Here is an 18,763-nt window from a genome sequence, read left to right on the forward strand (position 1 = left end):
AGTTTCCTCTCCGACGTAGAAAAGGTTTTGCCCCCTATGAGTGACGCGCCCACTTCACCAGACGTCCCGTCACATGTGGCAGACCTTCCAGACGTAGCACGGCGAGTTCTCGCCGATTTTCTTGCTCAGCAGCGCCCTGAGATCGAGGCCATTGGCGCCCCGGTGACCTACGCGTTTGAACAGCTAGAAACCTTCGTCCTCGGTGGAGGCAAGCGCGTGCGCCCCCTTTACGGGTGGGCGGGATTTGTCGGAGCTGGTGGACTGCACAATAACGCCGAGGATCCCGCTGCCGTGGTGCGCGCAGTCAGCGCCCTGGAGTTAGTCCAGGCCTGTGCGTTGATTCATGACGACATCATCGACCAATCTGACACCCGGCGCGGAAAGCCAACCGTCCACCGCACAGTAGAGCGGCACCACCGCGACCGGAATTTCCTGGGAAGCCCTGGTCACTTTGGAGAAGCTGCTGCGATTCTCATTGGCGATCTCGCGCTCGCTTGGGCAGACGACATGATCTCTGACTCAGGGCTGAGTGATGCTGCCCTTCGCCGCATTCGTCAGCCGTGGCGGGCCATGCGCACCGAGGTCATTGGCGGGCAGCTGCTCGACGTCAGCCTCGAGGCCAGCGGGTCCGAGGACGAAACGTTGTCCCGCAACGTCAACCTGTACAAGACCGCGGCGTACACCATCGCGCGCCCGTTGCACATCGGAGGCGCAATCGCAGGATGTAGCCCCGAGCTAATCCAGTCCTATCTCGGCTTTGGCAAGGACATCGGAGTCGCTTTCCAGCTGCGCGATGATCTGCTTGGCGTCTTTGGCAATCCGTCGGTCACCGGTAAACCGGCGGTAGATGACCTGCGCGAGGGAAAGCGCACGGAATTGTTGTCCGTCGCGCTAGCGCAGCTATCCCAGGCTGATCCGGCACTGGCAGAAGAGCTACGCGCAGGGGTGGGTCGCACCACCGACCCGGAGGAGTTAGCACGCCTGGCTGAGCTCATTACGATCTCCGGCGCACCCAAGATCATGGAGGCTCGCATCAGTGACCTCACCTCGCGTGGCTTGGAACATCTCAAGGCCGCGCATGTGCCCAGCGAGGTCTACGAGTTGCTCCATGATCTCGCACTCAAGTCGACCCAACGCGTTGCCTAGCGCAACTGGGAGTACCGAACACATGAGTACCCGAGTAAGCACCATCGCAGCCAAGCGAGCGGCTCGTCGTTTTCGGCCAGAGGACTACCTCGACCGCCTCCCCTCTCCCGCGGCCATCGGGGTAGTTTCTGCGGTCATCCTGGCAATCGGTTCCCATGGTGCCGGAGCCACGCGCAATCGCGGGGGGCTTCTCGAGGCCCTAAACCTGTCATTCCTGGCCTTCGGCCATGGAGCAGCGGTGATGAACGCGCTGGTCTCGGCGGGCCTCATTGGGATGGTTCTGGCGTGGGTGGTTATCGGGCGCCGGGTGATCGTCGACAAGCAATACAGCACGCCGCTGCGTCTCCAGCACATCCAACGCGCCCTCGTGCTGTGGTGCGTGCCGCTGCTGGCAGCGGCCCCGATCCTGTCGCGCGATGTGTACTCCTACCTCATGCAGGGAGCTATGGTGCGCGACGGATTCGATCCGTACAGCGAGGGCGCAGCCGTTAACCCGGGCCCGTTCCTGCTGGAGGTTTCGCACGACTGGCGTAACACCACCACGCCCTACGGCCCGCTCCATCTGTGGATCGGTGAAGGGGTAACCAAGCTTGTCGGTGAGAACGTCAGTGCCGGGGTGATCGCGTACAAGCTCATCTCGGTCCTCGGGTTCTTCGCCATCGCATGGGCGGTGCCCAAGATTGCCGCCCGCCTGGGAGGCGATCCGGCCTTGGCGCTGTGGCTCGGTGTGGCTAACCCGGTCATGGTTTTTCACATGGTCGGCGGCATGCACAACGAGTCCATCATGGTGGGGCTGGTGTCCGTCGGTCTGCTGGCCGCGGTGTATCACCGCTATGTCAGCGCGGTCGCGCTGATTGCCGTGGCAGTTTCTCTCAAGGCCACCGCCGCCATCGCTTTGCCATTCGTGGTGTGGATGGTCACGTATCGCTACGCCCCGCACATGCGCCCCTTCGGCCGCCGCGCGTTGGCCTTCGTAGTGTCGGGTGCGCTGGCCCTGATCGAAACGGTTGCCGTGGTGTGGTTGGTGACGTGGGCTTCGGGGTCGTCATGGGGCTGGCTTTCCGAGATCACCGGAAACTCCAAGGTGATTAACCCCTTGGCGGCGCCCACGCTGCTGACGGAACTGATCACCCCGTTTATTCAGCTTTTCGACCCCACCTTCGAATACAACGTGGTTCTCCAAGCCCTGCGACCGATCTTCTCGGTCCTGATGCTGCTCGGTCTCGTTGCCTGCTGGTGGTTCTTCCGAGGGGGCGGCAAGCATGCTCTGGCGGGTACGGCGGCTGCGTACCAGACGGCCTTCGTGCTCAGTTCAGTCACGCTGCCGTGGTACTACGCATCCGTGATCTCTCTGCTGGGCACCTTTCGCCCGCCGCTGTGGCTGTGCAAGCTCGGTGTGGGTGCGTCCATCGTTGTGGCGCTCGCTTTTAGCGGCAGCGGAAATCATCAGCTCTACAACGTCCCCTGGATGGCGGGCGTGATTATCGCGGCCTGGCTGCTGACGGTTTACGTCTTCCCCCTCGACGCAGAGAACCGTCCGGGCCTCGCCGGACAACGCCGGGAGGACTAAAAGGCCATCGCCTGGGCGCGGCGGATGACTTCGCGCGCGCCGTGGCCGTGCAGCGCATCGACCGGTCGTCCGGGCAGGCTGTCGTCGGGTGTGAAGAAGTACGTGAGGATCTCCTCATCGTCGTATCCCCCGTCGACCAGGACGCTGATTGCGCTGGCGACGAACTTGTTCAGCTCGAGGCCGTCGTCGAGAAGCGCCTCCGGAACGACCTTTCTGCCGTCTACCTTCAGCGCGACCAGCTTGTGCTCCTTGAGCAGGTCGCCCACCTTGGTTACCGGAACGCCCAGGCGTTCGCCCACCGCAGCCAGCGGCAGGAGCGTTTCTTCGGCGAGAACATTCATCAACTCATCGTGCTTAGTCACGCACCCCATCGTAGGCGGTCGCCGAAAGTGCGCCATACTGGCATATATGACGCAACTATCCGTGGGAGATGTCCTCGAGGGCCGCTACCGTATCGATCACCCGATCGCCCGGGGTGGCATGGCCACGGTCTACCGCTGCGTCGATATGCGCTTAGGGCGCGCCGTGGCTGCGAAAGTGATGCACGAGCGCTTCACCGACGACGCCTCCTCGCGGATTCGTTTCCGACGTGAGGCTCGCGCAATGGCGCAGCTGTCGCACCCGAATCTGGTTAGCGTCTACGACTTCTCGTCCGACGACTCGGGCTTGTTCCTCATCATGGAGCTGATCACAGGCGGAACACTGCGCGAGCTTTTGGCCGAGCGCGGTCCCATGCCTCCACACGCCGCCACGGCTGTGATGAGGGCGGTTCTGACCGGCTTGAGCGTTGCGCACACCAAGGACATGGTGCATCGCGACATCAAGCCCGACAACATCCTTATCGACAGCGATCATCGTGTGAAGGTCGCAGACTTTGGCCTGGTGCGAGCTTCCGCTGCAGCAACCCATTCCACCAACGAGATCGTGGGAACGGTTGCCTACCTCTCCCCTGAGCAGGTCGATGGTTCCGCAATCACTCCCGCTTCCGATGTGTACTCGGCGGGCATCGTTCTTTTCGAGCTCCTGACCGGCCAGACCCCTTTCCGTGGGGATACTCCCCTGGCCCATGCCTATGCGCGCATCCAGCGAGACGTGCCCTCGCCGAGTTCGCTTATCGACGGTGTTCCCAACCTGTTTAATGAGTTAGTCTCCACCGCCACCGCCCGCGATCCTCGCGATCGCTTCGCGGATGCCGGCGAATTCCTTGCCGCGCTCGACGACGTCGCCGCCGAGCTGGCTCTTCCAGCCTTTACCGTTCCGGCTCCTCGTAACGCTGCCGCCCACCGCGCAGCGGCCGTGCCCACGGATATGACCAGCATCATCGAGACCACCCACCTGCCCGCCCAGAACAAGGCCGAGAGCCCGGAGCCCTCTCCCCGCCCAGATTCCGAACCAGCAACATACGTCATCGCGGATCGCGAGCCGGAAACTCTGCTTCATCAACCTGCCGCCGTTCCCCCGGTCAATCCCGTTCCGGCACCCGCCCCTGCACCGGCACCCGCCCCTGCTCCGGTGCCTGCCCCGAGCAGGACGCCCGAGCGTGCTCAGCCGCCCCTCGACCCTCATGAGAGGACACCGCTGACCAATCGCTCTCCGATCTCCTTAGCCGTCGGGTTGATAGCCATCGCGTTGCTGGTTGCTGCGGTAGCGATCGGCGGCTGGTGGTTCGGCTCGGGCCAATACGGAGTCATACCGCCGTACCTCTGGGCGCCCGCCGGTTAGGCCGCCCAGAAGGACTGGCCGAACACAACCACCATCGCAATCAGCATGACCGCCACAAAGCCGTACACGATGGCCTTTCCTCCCCGGGTTGCCACGTTCGGCTGGTAGTTGGCACCCAGCTCGTCGGAAACCATGACCCGAGAATCGTTCGGGTCGTAATACAACAAGCCATAGAGCATGCGCGGCTCGCCTTCTTGGCGCGGATACGCGCGGTCCGCATTCTTGTGAGCCTGCGCCATGCCCACAAAGATCGATGCGCAGGCCGCGAAGATGCCCAGCAGGATAAGCCACCCGGGTATGTTCCACCCCAAGGTAGCGGCAGGAACCGCCAGGCCCAGGACCAGGCTGAGCAGGAACCCCGAGCTGAGAAGCGCGTTGGCCTGCCCCTTCAGCGCGACCTTGTGCCGCAGCTTAGCCCGGGTGTTGGCCTCGCCTACCTCAGAGCCGACGGCGCGGATCAGCCCAGCTGAACCGGCGAAGACCACAGTCAGAATTCCCGGCCCCAGGAGGATCTGCACCAGCCAGTTGGTCAACGTCTTGGTACTCCACGCATCCGCGTTGCCCGCGGCATCAAAGTGCGTGGGAATGGGATCGGGAACGGCCCCGAACGTGGCAAATCCCCCGGCAACCAGCACACCCAGCAGAAGGGCGTGGCCAACAAGGGAAACGTGCCAGGGGATTCGCGCGAGCATAGCGCTAGTTACGCAGCATCTCAGCAACCAGGAAAGCCAGCTCCAACGACTGCTGAGTGTTCAGTCGCGGGTCGCACGCCGACTCGTAGCGGCCGGGCAGATCCACGTCGGTGATGTCCATGGCGCCACCCAGACACTCGGTGACATCCTCACCCGTGAGCTCGATGTGCACGCCACCCGGGTGGCTGCCCAGGGCACGGTGAACCTCGAAGAAGCCCTGCACCTCGTCAATGACCTTGTCAAAGTGTCGGGTCTTGTAACCGTTCGAGGAGGTGAAGGTGTTGCCGTGCATCGGATCCGACTGCCAGATCACCTTGTGGCCCTCGGCCTCCACGGCCTCGACCACTGCTGGCAACACGGTACGAACCTTGTCGTGACCCATGCGGGCCACCATGGTCAGGCGGCCGGGCTCGCGCTCGGGGTCGAGCTTGGCGGCGTAGGCAACGGCCTCTTCCGGGGTAATCGACGGGCCGATCTTGATGCCGATGGGGTTGGCGATCAGCGCCGCGAAGTTCACGTGGAAGTCCTCGAGTCCTCGAGTGCGCTCGCCGATCCACAGCTGGTGGGCGGACAGGTCGTAGAGGCGGGTCTGGCCGTCCTCGTCCTCATGCAGGCGCAGCATGGCCCGCTCGTAGTCCACCAGGAGTGCCTCGTGCGACGCGTAGACGTTGGCGGCGCGCAGGGACTCATCGTGCACGCCACACGCTTCCATGAAGCGCAGGCCCGACTCGATCTCATTGGCCAGCGCCTGGTAACGCGCCCCGGCCGGAGAAGCGGTAATGAACTCTTGGTTCCACTCATGCAGCTTGTACAGGTCAGCGGTGCCAGACGACGTCAGCGCACGCACCAGGTTCATGGCGGCGGACGAGTTGGCGTAGGCACGCACCATGCGGGCCGGGTCGTGCTCGCGAGACTCCGGGTTCGGGTCCACACCATTAACGATGTCGCCACGGTAGTTCGGCAGACCGTTCCCGTCCAGGTTGGAGGAACGCGGCTTGGCGTACTGGCCGGCAATACGCGCCAGCTTGACCACCGGGGTGGAAGCTCCGTAGGTCAGCACCACGGCCATCTGTAGCAGGGTGCGGATGTTGGCACGGATGTGCGGCTCGGTATTGGACTCGAACGTCTCCGCGCAATCTCCACCCTGCAGCAAAAAGGCGCGACCTTCTGCCACCTCGGCGAGCTGCTTCTTCAGCTCGGTAACTTCCGGGGCAACCACGATCGGCGGGACGGTCTCCAGAATGCGCCGCACATTACTGGCCTGGCCTGCATCCCAGGTCGGCTGCTGCTTGGCGTCCCGGGCCACGACGTCCTGAAATCGTCGATTCAGCTCCCCCGGCAATGGCGGAAGGTCAGGAAGGGCGGCTTTAGGGATATCTATTGTCCAACTCACACTATCTTTTGTAGCACGAGGGGCTTAGACACTAGAGGCCGCGGACCCGGTTATCCCTTCCAAGTGGCATCACCTGAGTGATGGCGCGGAACTTAGCCAGGTTGTGTCGAGCGTCGACAAGCGCATCATGAACCCCGCGCGGTGTCGCCGGAAGATGGGGCTTACCCGCCAGGATCCACAACTGCTTCAACTCGTTGGTGTAGCGCGGCAAGCGGGAGGGCAGGCCGGTCATATCACCGAAGAGCTGCGCAAATACAACGTGGTCATAGGCTCCGACCCACGCCCACAGATCGATTGGCCCCGAACCCTGACTTAAAAAGTCCACGACCTCATCACGAATGACCGAACGTGACTTCCACTCCGAACTGTGCGGACTGGGCAGCTGGTTGAGCACGTGCTCGTGAACCCAAGGGCCTGCCTTGGTTGAATCAAAATCCGTAGAGACGGCGTAGTACTCTCGCCCATCCTCGGCCACAATGCCGATCGAGACCAGCTCGATCGTGCGTCCATCCTCGATGAACTCTGTGTCGTAGAAATACCGCACGGGACCCTTTCCGGACGCCAACGCCAAACGCTGGTTTTCAGCGTAGCGCCTTGGATAAAACGGCAATCGTGGAGGGTTAAACTTTGCTCTTTGTGAGCACCCGTCCAAGCCTGTTTCCCGTGTCCCTCCCGACGTGGCTGCACCAACGCCGATTCACACCCCTCCCGGTGTGTCTGGCGCTGGCGATCGTGGGGTATTGGCTTATCGACGTCCCCGGTAACCTGGCACCCGCCTATCACCTGGACACCGACGTGTACCGCCATGGGGCGCAGGCCTTTGTCGACGGGGCGGACCTGTACTCGCTCAACTTTGAGCTGCCGACGGCCACTCTGCCTTTTACCTATCCCCCGTTTGCTGCCCTGTTGTTTGTGCCTATGACCTGGATGTCGCTCGGGATAGCCGGGTTAGTGCTGAGTGTGTCATCGCTAGCGTGCCTGTGGTGGGTATTGCGTTTGTGCTGCCAGCTTGCCGGGGTTTCCCGCCCGGGAATACTCGCTGCCTGGTTATTGCCGGTTTTTACGGCCTGCGAGCCGGTCGTGGACACGATCTCCTTTGGGCAAATCAACCTGATTTTGCTGGCCTTGGTGGCTACCGATGTGCTGTGGATCAGCGGACGCCGGCACTGGATGCGCGGAGTGTGCAGCGGCCTTGCCGCGGCGATCAAGCTCACCCCGGCAGTCTTTGTGCTCAGCTTCGTAGTTGAACGCGACCGGTGTGCTCTTGCCCGCTTGGTCCTGGCTGCCCTGGGTGCAACTGCGCTGGCGGCACTGGTTGCACCGCAGATCTCGCTGGATTACTTCCTGCACACACTCACGGAGACCTCGCGAATCGGCAGCCAAGAATATGCCACCAACCAGTCCATCTCGGGTGTTTTGGCCAGGCTCGGCCAACCAGCTACAGGATTGGCATGGTTAACGATTGCTGGAGCATCCGGGGTGCTGGCTTTACTTGCCGCCTGGCGCGTCCGGCACTACCCGCTGGCCTCGCTAGCCTGCATCTCGTGCATTGCCTTGCTGTGTTCGCCGATTTCTTGGTCCCATCACTGGGTCTGGGGCGTGGTCCTCGTTATGGCCTGCATCGTTGCCAATCAGCGTGTGACCCAACTCGGTGGCCTCGCATTGTGGCTGTTGTTCTTAATTGCACCGCACCGGTTTGTCCCACGTGGCGCAGGCGCAGAGCTGGGGTGGTCCTTCTGGCAGCACCTGGTGGGCAACGCTTACGTGCTGGCCGCCATCGCGTTTTTGGTGGTTGCGGCAGTAGTCCCCCGGGCCTTCTACGCGCGAGTGGGGCGTGATTCAGCCCGCCGCTAGGTGCGCAGTGCCTGCTGTACGTCGTTATCACGCTGCGCCTGCGTGGCGCTGACCTTGTTGCCCCAGCGGTTCCGCCGCGGGCGGCGCATCAGCTTCACACCCGTGAGGTTGTAAATGGCTGGTGGCATGACCAACCAACCAACCACCGGAACCTTGGACAATGCCCACAGAACCATTCCGCCGAGCAGAGCAACGAGTACGCACATGCTTACCCAGAAGTTTGTGGAGGCAACCCAATGCCCCGGCGAGGAATCGACCGGAACCTGTAGGCGGTACTGGGTGAAGTTATAGAACACCGTCAGAGCAATGGGGTGCCCCAAATAGATGGGAAGCGTATGGCGCCCCAGCACCCGCAGGCCCGGCGAGATGAGCGGGATCTTAGAGATCAACACCGCGATGGTGATGCCGGCCGGCAGCATGAGAAAATGCAAGGCTAGGCGAACGTAGAGCTCGATCTCGGGATTGGTGAGCTGGTCAAGTCCGTAGAGCGGCCAACCAACAGTAAATTGGTGCTCGGCACTTGATACCGCCCACCAGTGCCGCAGCCCCACCCCGGCGGCGTAAAGCGCCCCCGATGCCAAAAGAAACACGGGGTGCAGGCAGCGGTCGGCAAACCGTCGTGTCTCATCGCGAAAGAAGGCACCGGCCAGGAACACCGGCAGGTAGAGCACGAACTTGCCCGCCACGTGGTACTCCAGGTGGAACGGAAGCAGGAACACCGGGGTCAGCGAGATCGCCATGACGGCCCAACGGTTTAGCTTGCGCAGCGCCCACAAGCACAACGTAAAAAGCATGAGGGCGTGGAGAAACCACGCCATGTTGATGCCAAAAAGCAAAGAATGTCCAACCGCTTTGGCAGACATGAATTCCCCATCGCGAGCAGCGATATTCTCCATCCCCTTGGTGTAATGCTCGATAGGGACCCACACCAGGTAAGGGATCAAGAAAAACCAGAGGCGTCGGGCAAACAGCTCTCGCAGGTCAAAGCGAAAAACCTTGGCCCCGAAGAATCCAGAGATGAAAAAGAACAAGGGCATACGCAGCGGATCGAGCCAGGCGTTAATCTCAGCTGCGTTGGTGAGCGCCCCCTCGGGGACCGCAATGGTGACGTGGAGGATGACCACGCCGATGATGGAGATCCCCTTGGCTACGTCTGGCCAGGCCATGCGTGTGCGAGGCCTAGAGGACATAGCGTAGTTTACTCCTTGTTGTACGCCTATGTAGGCAGCGACGCCTCCACGGACCCAGTGGAAATGGAAAACAGATAAAGGTTAGGACTCAAGCTTTCCGCCCGGCTCAGTGCCTGCCGGGTAACCGTTTCCGGCAGCAAGCGACTGCTTAACCTCGGTGGCGTACATGTCTACGTACTTCTGCCCAGAAAGCTCAGCGAGCGTGCGCATGAAGTAGTCGGTGAACGGGCGGATGGCCTCGCGGGAATGGGGATCAAAGCCGTTGTCCCGAGCCCACTGATGGGGATCAATCCCCTCCCCGATGCGGATGCGCACCTTGGCCGGGCGCGGAATCCACGAGCCGATCGGATTAGCTTCCCGGGTGCCAATCATGGCCACCGGGATGACCTTTTCACCGGTAGCCATTGCGATGCGGGCCATGCCAGTACGTCCGCGGTACATCCGACCGTCGGGGGAACGTGTGCCTTCCGGGTAGATGCCAAAGAGCTCTCCCTCATCGAGCACGCTGCGCGCGGCAGCGAGCATCGCTTCACCCGCGTCGGCGGCCTTTCGATCCACCGGGATTTGCCCGACAGCGGTAAAGAAGAACTTTTGGAAGCGACCGACCAGCCCAGGAGTGGTGAAGTATTCACTCTTGGCGGGAAAGCGCAGTTGACGCTCCAGCATGAGCGGCAGGTAGAACGAATCCATCACGGCCTGATGGTTCGAGGCCAAGATAGCTGCCCCCTCAGTGGGGACGTTGTCTGCTCCCTCGATCTCCGGGCGGTTAAGCACCCGCAGTCCCGGTCCAAGAATCCCTTTGAACAGGGAGTACCAGTTGTTCTTCATGGTGTCCTCAGTGTCAGTCCGTGAGCTCGGATCGCGCTAAATCGGCCACGCCAATCATACCTGCCTGGCCTCCCAGCTCAGCGGTACGCAGCGCCGGGAGCGGCCGGTAGTTAGATCCCACCATCGATTCACGCATGGTGCGCTCTGCATCCGACAGAAAGAGGTCAGCATCCCCAGAAACTCCCCCGCCGATCACGATGAGCTCTGGGTCAAGGATGTCTCCGACAAACGACAGGCCACGCCCCATCCAGCAGGCAAAATCCTCGATGACTGCTACCCCCAGGCCGTCGCCCTCGCGCGCAGCACGCACAACATCAGGCCCGGTAACGTCCAACCCTGTGGCCAAGTCTTGTGCCAGGTCTGTGTGGGCATACCGTGGTGCCAACTCTCGAGCGGTGTCGACCAGAGCGGTTCCGGAGGCATAACGCTCCAAGCATCCCCGCTTGCCACACGAGCATGCTCGGCCACCCGTTCCTGGGACCACGGTCAAATGCCCGAACTCCGGCGCTGTGCCAAATGCGCCACGGTAGATTTTTCCATCGATCATGAGCGTGGCACCGATTCCGGTTCCGACAGCAAAGAACACCCAAATTCCTGCGCCTTGCGCGGCACCGAACTTGTACTCTCCCCAGGCCGCCGAGTTGGCGTCATGTTCCAGGCGAACCGGAATTTCCAGTCGCTGCTCCAAGGTGCGTCGCAATGGGGCATCGCGCCACGGCAAGTGCGGGGCAAAGCGCACGGTCTCGCACAATGGGTCCAAAAAGCCAGCTACCGCTAGACCCACCGCGCTAATGGGGTACTCGCGCTTGAGCGAGTTCACCATGTCCACGATGTGCCCCTCTGCAGTGTCCGCGCACCGAGGCGTTCGTACGGATCGAGTAGCCAGCAGTTGACCAGCCGCGTCAATGACACCGGCTCGCAAGTTAGTACCACCGATATCAAAACCGATAGTGAAGTGATCTCCTGTCGGATCACTCGATGAGCTGTGTGCCATGACTACCTCGAGGCCTTGTGGGTAAGTGCGAAAAGTGACGGAGGGAAATCCTACCGTTTGAGGATCGATCGAAGTTGCTGGCCCTTCTGCTCCCACGTCCAGTGTTGCTCAACATGTTCGCGGCCGGCTTGCCCCATGGTGGCTCGCAACGGGGCGTCGAGAAGCACCGTCGTGATGGCGCGCGCCAACCCTGCAACGTCATGTCCATCAACGACCACTGCGCTCTGCGAAGTCACAGTTTCTGGTGCACCGCCGGAGCTTCCTGCGATAACAGGGACCCCGCATGCCTGGGCCTCGAGGTAAACGATGCCTAGCCCCTCAACGTCCAGTCCCCCAACGCGTGTACGCGCAGGCATGGCAAAGAGGTCGGCAGTCGCCAAAACGTCGCGCATAGCACCTCTCTCCAGCGCACCGAGAAAGTGCACTGCTTCGGTGACCGCTTTTCGGCGCGCCAGTCCCCGCAGCCGAGTGAGGTACGCCCCTTCCCCGACGAGCACAAGCTGAGCGTCTGGAACACTCTCCCGGATAGTGGGCAGTGCCTCAATAAGCGCGTCCTGTCCCTTGCGGGGAACGAGCCGGGAGACGCACACAATGACGGGCTTATCTCCAAACCCAAAGCGGTCGCGCGTGCTCTTCCGACCTTGCTCGCTACCCGGGGAGAAAAAGTCCGTGTCCACCCCAGCGGGGAGGCTGCAATACTGCGGGTGCGGCCCCATAACCGGTTGGAGCCGCTGGCGGGTGTATTCGGAAATATATGTAACTACGTCTACCGACCGCCCGATCTTGCGCAGAGTTTGGCGAGCACCCGGCAACATCGCCCAGCCCACCTCGTGCCCATGCGTCGAAGCGACGATGGTCCGCGCTCCTGCATGACGCGCACGTGGGGCGAGCAGCCCTAAGGGCGCTGCCGCGGCGAACCACACCGTCTCCACGTCGAACTCCTTGATGATGGACACCAAAGCGTCCCCAGCAGACCTCGTGGGCAGCATGACCCGGCGGGGCCAACGTATGACCCGATAATCCAGAGACTCGTCGTACATCGCCGCCGCCACCGGATCCTGAGTCGAGGCGAAAACGATGAGGCTCTCGGGGTCAAGCTGCGCTGCAAAATCACGCACATACGACTGAATTCCCCCAATCGTTGGAGGAAAGTCGTTGGTCACCAAGAGAGTGCGTCCCATGGACTCAAGAGTATCTGTTGGCTTATCGACGCACTAAAAAACCCCGCATCACTCGGATACGGGGTTACGCGTTCAGCTGTTCAGATTAGAAGCGAACTGCGGAGTGGATCGGCATGTAGTCGATCGGGCGCTCGGACACGGTGGTGCCGGAGTTCAGGGAATCGATGATGGTGCCGTTGCCGGTGTAGATGCCCACGTGGGAAGCACCGGAGTAGTAAACGATGATGTCACCGGGCTGCAGTGCATCCAGGGAAACCTGCTGGCCAGCGGAAGCCTGGGCCTGGGAGGTACGCGGGATGGACTTACCAGCCTGGGAGTAGGCCCAGGAGGTCAGGCCGGAGCAGTCGAAAGAGCTCGGGCCAGCGGAACCCCAGCCGTAGGGGGAGCCGATTGCGGAGCGAGCTGCGTCAACGACAGCCTGTCCCTCAGAAGAGGAAGAGGACGGAAGGGCGAACTGCTGGGTGTCCGCGACCGGGGTGATGGCCGGGGCAGCGGCTGCCTCCTGGTTGAGCGAGGGCACGAAGTTCTCGATGTTCGGTACATCCGCGATGCCCGGGATGTTCTCTACGCCCTGCACGTCCACACGGAAGTCGGTGTTAGGAACGACGACCTCAGCTGCGGAAGCCTGCGCGGGAGCGAGGACGCCCACGCCAGCAACAGCTGCGGTTGCAGCAACTGCGCGACGGGTAGCTACGGTGCGGGCGTTCTTACGGTGCTTAGCCACGAATTTCTCCAAATCTTTCGCTGGGCCTAAACCGCTGAAATAGTCAGGGCAATGTAGGTCTATTGCCCTGACTGTGGTGATTCAGCGATTCACCAGCACCTACGGAAGAACCCTGAGGGATACCCATGCGTGGCGGTGCCGGTACGGCGATTGTTCAGTTTCGGATTGCGGTACCTGGTGGCTCACCGCAATGTCTCGAATAGGTTACGAAACCAGGTCAAGCCATGTCCAATGACACGGCCGTTATCGGTCCGTTATTTTCCCGTAACCGAAAATGTGCTTTAGCGCATGCCCCTAGACGACCCCTAAGGGACAGTTCTCACGCAGCCAGGAATCACCCCGATACCCTGGGCAAACAATCACCTGCACTCCCCCGCTAACTCTCTCAGCGTCCACTGGATACCGAAGCGAGATCCGAAATCTGCATCGTGTGTGACCTTGGACACACCTGGATCGCTGGGCAATTATGTGTCAACCCCTGGACACAAAAGCCAGGGATCGAACAGTCACGGTGCGCGCTTGAAGGATCGGAGACTGGTCGCTGAGAATATGGAAAATCCCGCCCAGGCCATTAGGCCGGAGCGGGACTATTCCTTGAGCGCAGTGCTGAGGCTACTGAATGTGGCCGTCCTTGCGGTCGCGCTCGATGTTGGCGCGGTTAAGGTTGCGGAACATCTCAGCCTCTTCACGGTGGTTGTCGTGAGTGATGCGGTTCTTGCGATCTGCAATTGCGCGGTCATCTCCGGAGAACCATCCGCCGTGAGCCTCGTTGTCCGCCAGGCCAAGCTCGTTGAGCTGCTTGGGCACGCGAGCGCCTGCGTACTCGAGCGGGATGGCGTGGCCGTGCTCGTCGACGCCACCCAGCGGCTGATGGACCTCGATGAACTCACCGGTCGGCATCATCTTGATGGTGCCGGTCTCGATGCCGTGCTCCAGCACCTCGCGGTCGCTGCGCTGCAGACCCAGGCAGATGCGGTAGGTGATGAAGTACGCGATCGGAGGCAGAACAACCAGGCCGATGCGGCCAACCCAGGTCATCGCGTTCAGCGAGATCTGGAAGAAGTGAGCGACGTGGTCGTTACCACCGGAGATGGTCACCAGCACGAAGAACGTGATGGCCATAGCGCCGATGGCGGAGCGGGCCGGGACATCGCGCGGACGCTGCAGGAGGTTGTGGTGAGCGTCGTCACCCGTGGCCCACTTCTCGATGAAGGGGTACGCCATGAGCAGACCAACCATGAGGCCAGCAACCAGCATGACCCAGAAGGCGCCCGGAATGGTGTAGTTGCCCAGGTAGAGCTCCCACGCCGGCATGACACGAGCCAGGCCGTCCGTCCACAGCATGTAGATATCCGGCTGGGAACCAGCGGAAACCTGCGACGGGTTGTAGGGGCCAAGCATCCAGATGGCGTTGATGGACAGCAGGCCGGCCATGCCGGACAGGACACCGAAAGTCATCAGACCCAGGCCGATGGCCTTGGTGGCAAAGACCGGCATGATGCGAACGCCGACAACGTTGTTCTCGGTACGACCCGGTCCCGGGAACTGCGTGTGCTTCTGGTACCAGACCAGGAGCAGGTGGGCCGCGATCAGAGCCAGGATGATGCCCGGCAGGACGAGGACGTGGAGGATGTAGAAGCGGTCCAGCATCAGGTCGGACGGGAAGTCACCGCCGAAGATGGCCCAGTGCAACCAGGTGCCCACGATTGGCAGGGACAGGATGATGGCGGACATGATGCGCAGACCAACGCCGGAGAGCAGGTCGTCCGGCAGGGAGTAACCGAGGAAGCCCTCGATCATGCCCAGCAGAATCAGGGTGCAACCGATGATCCAGTTAGCCTCACGCGGGCGACGGAACGCACCGGTGAAGAAGATACGCAGCATGTGCGCAACCATGGACATCATGAACATCAGGGCTGCCCAGTGGTGCATCTGACGGATGAAGAGTCCGCCTCGCACGTCGAAGGACAGATCCAGTGCGGTTGCGTAGGCACGTGACATCTCGACACCGTTGAGCGGCAGGTATGCGCCGTCGTAGATCACCTTGGTGATCGAGGGGTCGAAGAAGAGCGCCAGGTAGATACCGGTCAGCACGAGGATGATGAAGCTGTACAGCGCCATCTCACCGAGCATGAACGACCAGTGGGTCGGGAATACCTTGTTCAACTGCGGGCGGAGTACGCCTGCGATGGTGTAGCGCGAATCAACGTTGTTGCCGATGTGCGCCATGCGGTTTTCAGTCTTTGTGCTCATTAGGACTTACGCTCCCAGAATGCCGGGCCGAGTGGCTCAATGAAGTTGCCAGCTGCGACGAAGTAGCCCTCCTCGTCCACCGTCAGCGGAAGCTGCGGAAGCGCACGGGCGGCCGGGCCGAAGACCGGCTTTGCGTACTGCAGGGCGTCGAACTGCGACTGGTGGCACGGGCAGAGAATGCGCTGCGTCTGTGCCTCGTACAGGGACGTCGGGCAACCGATGTGCGTACAAATCTTGGAGTACGCGTAGTAGTCGCCGTAGTGGAAGTCCTCCTGACCCTGGCGCTCGATCACGCGCTCAGCATCGCTGGAGCGCAGACGAATAAGCATGACAGGGTTACGCGGACCGTGAATCGAGTGCATGTGCTCTTCGTACACATCCGCCTCGGGGTTGAACTTGTCGCCGTCGTTGACGTGCTCCTCGGCGAGCGGGAACACAGTCTCCATACCGCCGGCGGCGAGGTCCTCGGGACGAACACGCACCAGGCGGGACAGACCCTGGGTGGTGTAGTGCGAGCCTGTCGGGCTCTCGTGGTAATCGGCGGTCGTTCCGATGTCGCGTGCGAGGTAGAGCTTCACGCCCTTCTCGTGCAGGGTCCAACCGGAGGTCCACAGGGTGCCGTCGCCGTGGTAGTCCAACTCGTGGGCACGCCACGGGTTCTTCACGGCACCGCCCAGCGGTGCAACAACCACGAGGCCGAACAGAACACCGGCGGCGCCGAGCAGGCCCTTGATGGTGGTGCGGCGGCCCAGGGTCGAGGTGGACCAAGCGTCGTTAAGCAGAGCAGTGACGGTGCGACGATCGATCTCGTCGGAGGGGCCGTCGTGACGACGCTGCACCGAGATCTCCTCGGGCACGAACTTCTTCACGTACTGCAGGACGGCGATGCCCAGGGACAACACCGTAACCATGGACAGCAGGCCGAGCATCGGGGTGAACAGGGTGTGCCACAGGTGGCCATCCTCCCCCAATGCCTTGTAGCGCCACGGCCAGAAGAGGTAGACCGCGAGGAAAGCAATGCCAGAAAGAACGGAGATCGTCAGCCAGGTGGCCACTCCGCGTGCGGCGCGCCTTTCAGCCGGATCGTTCTCTAGCGGGAAACGCTCCTTGCGGAATGCGACGGTAACGCCGTCGAGCTCGGTGCCCAGCTGGGCAAGCTCGGATTGGCTCATCGACGCGAGTTCCTTATCCGTGTAGTTCTTGTTCACGTCGTTGCTCATGAGCGCGATCCAATCCACATAGCGACTGCGATGAGAGCGGTCAGACCGATCAGCCACATGGCCAGGCCCTCAGAAACCGGTCCCAATCCGCCAAGTGCCCAACCACCCGGGTTCGGGGTCTCCTTAGCGGACTTGATGTAAGCGATGATGTCCTTCTTCTCGTCAGCGGAGAGCTGGCGATCGGAGAACTTCGGCATGTTCTGCGGGCCGGTGAGCATAGCCTGGTAGATCTCCTGCTCGTTGGCCGGATCCAAACCAGGTGCGTACTTGCCGGAGGACAGAGCGCCGCCGCGTCCGGTGAAGTTGTGGCAGGAAGCGCAGTTGAGGCGGAAGAGCTCGGAACCGCGAGCGATATCCTCGGCCTTCATCTCACCGTCGTAGTTGGCGCCGCGCAGCGACTCCATGGCGATGGTGCCATCCTCGTTCCAGACGATGTCCGGGCCGCCACCCTGCGATGCCACGTAAGCAGCGAGCGCGAGGCTCTGCTGCTCGGTGTAACGCGGGGTCTTGCGCTCAGCCTGCGCGTCGTTGGACATCATCGGCATGCGGCCGGAATGGACCTGGAAGTAGGTCGAGCCTGCACCGATACCAATGAGAGAAGGTCCGCGGTCCTTAACGCCCTGCAGGTTTGCACCGTGGCAGGTGATACAAGCGACGTCGTAGATGTCCTTGCCCTGATCGATCATCGCCTGATCGTCCAGCTGAGCCGTAGCAACCTGAGCGTCCGGGGTGAGAGCAGTGGCCAGGACGCCAGCGCCCGTCAGACCGACGGTGAGCGCAGCGGCACCGGCAACCGTCTTGCGGACTTTGCGGCGACGGCGGGACTGCTTCGCGGAAACCGGGGTCGATGCCCCAGCCGCGGAGTTGGAAGTAGTTTCCATGAGATTCCCTTTGTCTTATATCTGAATAAAGCTGTCAGCTACACCGCGGAGACCATGTGCGGTCCCCTACCGTGCTACTGGATCAGGTAGATGACCGTGAAGACGCCAATCCAGATGACGTCCACGAAGTGCCAGTAGTAGGACACGGCCATAGCGGCGGTTGCCTGTGCCGGCGTGAAGCGAGCAAGTCCCACGCGAAGCAGCACCACGACGAAGGCCAGCAGGCCACCGATCACGTGCAGCATGTGGAAGCCGGTGATGATGTAGAACACCGAGCCGAACACGCTGGACTGGATGGTTACGTGGTGGTGGATCATCTCGTAGTACTCGAAGGCCACCATGCCCAGGAACACGACGCCCAGCGCAATAGTCACTGCGTACCACTTGCGCAGGCCGAAAACGTCACCCCTCTCTGCTGCGAAGACGCCGAACTGAGAGGTCACGGAGGAAGCAAGCAGGATGGCGGTGATGATCGCGCCATACACCACGTTGAGATGGCTGGTCATCTCATCCCAGTTGCCCGCCTGTCCGTTCGCACGCGACGTGAAGTACATCGCGAACAGTCCGGCGAAGAACATCAACTCCTGCGACAAAAACACAATCGTGCCGACACTGACCACATTGGGGCGGTTCAGTGCGGGAACACGCTGCGGTGTCGCCATACCTTGGTTAGAAACTGCGCTCGTCACGCATAACAGTATGGACTGTCAGCGCCTGAAAATCACCTTGTTCACCCCCGTGACCGAGCTGGCACTGGCCACCTACCTGCACCTTTCGATTGATTCGGACGTGGCCAAAAATTTTTGGAACCTACGGGAACTAATGACACACGCTTTACGACGCCCAAATTCCTGCAGGTCACAACACTGATCCCGAAAACCCCGCCGAGAGAGCAAGGTTTTCAGGTTTTGCTGGGGAATTTCGTTTGAAATTTCACGTCGACACGCCCTCAATCGCGAGAGACAGATATCACACGAAAACCCCCACACGAACACCAACTGACCAACTTTCGGATGACCCCCACGGTCTGCCCCCATCAACTGTCCCTAGATCTGGCTATCCAGGCAGGTTCGTTAGCGCTCCCAAAGCAGGAAAACCCCGCTTCCCCAACCTGA

At 61.5% G+C, this 18,763-nt stretch carries 17 protein-coding genes; 4 read left to right on the forward strand and 13 right to left on the reverse strand.

Going from position 1 to position 18,763, the window contains the following annotated elements:
* The first annotated feature begins 36 nt into the window (after positions 1-36).
* Both FHE74_RS03405 and FHE74_RS03410 read left to right on the forward strand, forming a co-directional pair.
* Positions 37-1,146 (forward strand): polyprenyl synthetase family protein, encoded by a 1,110-nt coding sequence (locus FHE74_RS03405; RefSeq protein WP_139465085.1) that lies wholly within the window; start codon positions 37-39, stop codon positions 1,144-1,146.
* Positions 1,147-1,168: 22 nt separating this feature from the next.
* A complete protein-coding gene (locus tag FHE74_RS03410; RefSeq protein ID WP_246049171.1) occupies positions 1,169-2,716 on the forward strand; it encodes an alpha-(1->6)-mannopyranosyltransferase A in 1,548 nt (515 codons plus the stop codon).
* Here FHE74_RS03410 and FHE74_RS03415 read toward each other — a convergent pair.
* Positions 2,713-3,057: an Rv2175c family DNA-binding protein gene (locus FHE74_RS03415; RefSeq protein WP_425456320.1), complete on the reverse strand. Its 345-nt coding sequence runs from the start codon at positions 3,055-3,057 to the stop codon at positions 2,713-2,715. The genes FHE74_RS03410 and FHE74_RS03415 overlap by 4 nt on opposite strands.
* A gap of 67 nt (positions 3,058-3,124) precedes the next feature.
* Here FHE74_RS03415 and FHE74_RS03420 point away from each other — a divergent pair, with 67 nt between their 5' ends.
* Positions 3,125-4,438, forward strand: a complete 1,314-nt coding sequence (locus FHE74_RS03420) for a protein kinase domain-containing protein (protein WP_139465087.1) — start codon at positions 3,125-3,127, stop codon at positions 4,436-4,438.
* Here the strand turns inward: FHE74_RS03420 and FHE74_RS03425 are convergent.
* The 3 genes from FHE74_RS03425 to FHE74_RS03435 are packed head-to-tail and all read right to left on the reverse strand — an operon-like array spanning position 4,435 to position 7,067.
* Positions 4,435-5,130, reverse strand: a complete 696-nt coding sequence (locus FHE74_RS03425) for a DUF1648 domain-containing protein (RefSeq protein WP_139465088.1) — start codon at positions 5,128-5,130, stop codon at positions 4,435-4,437. The genes FHE74_RS03420 and FHE74_RS03425 overlap by 4 nt on opposite strands.
* A gap of 4 nt (positions 5,131-5,134) precedes the next feature.
* Positions 5,135-6,523 (reverse strand): class II 3-deoxy-7-phosphoheptulonate synthase, encoded by a 1,389-nt coding sequence (locus tag FHE74_RS03430; protein ID WP_139465089.1) that lies wholly within the window; start codon positions 6,521-6,523, stop codon positions 5,135-5,137.
* Between the two features lie 31 nt (positions 6,524-6,554).
* On the reverse strand, positions 6,555-7,067 hold the full coding sequence (locus tag FHE74_RS03435; protein ID WP_139465090.1) for a polyadenylate-specific 3'-exoribonuclease AS: 513 nt from the start codon (positions 7,065-7,067) through the stop codon (positions 6,555-6,557).
* 119 nt (positions 7,068-7,186) lie between these two features.
* On the opposite strand from FHE74_RS03435, the gene FHE74_RS03440 reads away from it, so the two are divergent.
* Positions 7,187-8,377 (forward strand): glycosyltransferase 87 family protein, encoded by a 1,191-nt coding sequence (locus tag FHE74_RS03440; protein ID WP_139465091.1) that lies wholly within the window; start codon positions 7,187-7,189, stop codon positions 8,375-8,377.
* Here the strand turns inward: FHE74_RS03440 and FHE74_RS03445 are convergent.
* From FHE74_RS03445 to ctaE, 9 genes are all read right to left on the reverse strand, one after another.
* Positions 8,374-9,567, reverse strand: coding sequence for an acyltransferase family protein (locus FHE74_RS03445; RefSeq protein WP_139465092.1), 1,194 nt, complete (start codon positions 9,565-9,567; stop codon positions 8,374-8,376). The genes FHE74_RS03440 and FHE74_RS03445 overlap by 4 nt on opposite strands.
* Before the next feature lie 81 nt (positions 9,568-9,648).
* Positions 9,649-10,395 (reverse strand): lysophospholipid acyltransferase family protein, encoded by a 747-nt coding sequence (locus tag FHE74_RS03450; RefSeq protein WP_139465093.1) that lies wholly within the window; start codon positions 10,393-10,395, stop codon positions 9,649-9,651.
* A gap of 13 nt (positions 10,396-10,408) precedes the next feature.
* A complete protein-coding gene (locus FHE74_RS03455) occupies positions 10,409-11,389 on the reverse strand; it encodes an ROK family protein (RefSeq protein ID WP_139465094.1) in 981 nt (326 codons plus the stop codon).
* Positions 11,390-11,439: 50 nt separating this feature from the next.
* Positions 11,440-12,570 carry a glycosyltransferase family 4 protein gene (locus FHE74_RS03460; RefSeq protein ID WP_139465095.1) on the reverse strand — a complete coding sequence of 377 codons (1,131 nt, stop codon included), beginning with the start codon at positions 12,568-12,570 and terminating at the stop codon, positions 11,440-11,442.
* A gap of 85 nt (positions 12,571-12,655) precedes the next feature.
* Entirely contained in the window at positions 12,656-13,294 is a 639-nt protein-coding gene (locus tag FHE74_RS03465) for a C40 family peptidase (RefSeq protein ID WP_139465096.1), read from the reverse strand.
* Positions 13,295-13,906: 612 nt separating this feature from the next.
* The gene (gene qcrB, locus FHE74_RS03470) at positions 13,907-15,547 is read right to left on the reverse strand and encodes a cytochrome bc1 complex cytochrome b subunit (protein WP_139465097.1); all 1,641 of its coding nucleotides are present in this window, start codon (positions 15,545-15,547) and stop codon (positions 13,907-13,909) included.
* Entirely contained in the window at positions 15,547-16,767 is a 1,221-nt protein-coding gene (gene qcrA / locus FHE74_RS03475) for a cytochrome bc1 complex Rieske iron-sulfur subunit (RefSeq protein WP_139465098.1), read from the reverse strand. Before qcrA ends, qcrB begins: the two co-directional genes overlap by 1 nt.
* Positions 16,764-17,648: a cytochrome bc1 complex diheme cytochrome c subunit gene (qcrC, locus tag FHE74_RS03480; RefSeq protein WP_139465099.1), complete on the reverse strand. Its 885-nt coding sequence runs from the start codon at positions 17,646-17,648 to the stop codon at positions 16,764-16,766. Before qcrC ends, qcrA begins: the two co-directional genes overlap by 4 nt.
* 74 nt (positions 17,649-17,722) lie before the next feature.
* Positions 17,723-18,337 carry an aa3-type cytochrome oxidase subunit III gene (gene ctaE / locus FHE74_RS03485; protein ID WP_180339664.1) on the reverse strand — a complete coding sequence of 205 codons (615 nt, stop codon included), beginning with the start codon at positions 18,335-18,337 and terminating at the stop codon, positions 17,723-17,725.
* Positions 18,338-18,763 lie beyond the last annotated feature (426 nt).

The sequence above is a fragment of the Corynebacterium tapiri genome (assembly GCF_006334925.1).
Classification (GTDB): Bacteria; Actinomycetota; Actinomycetes; order Mycobacteriales; family Mycobacteriaceae; genus Corynebacterium; species Corynebacterium tapiri.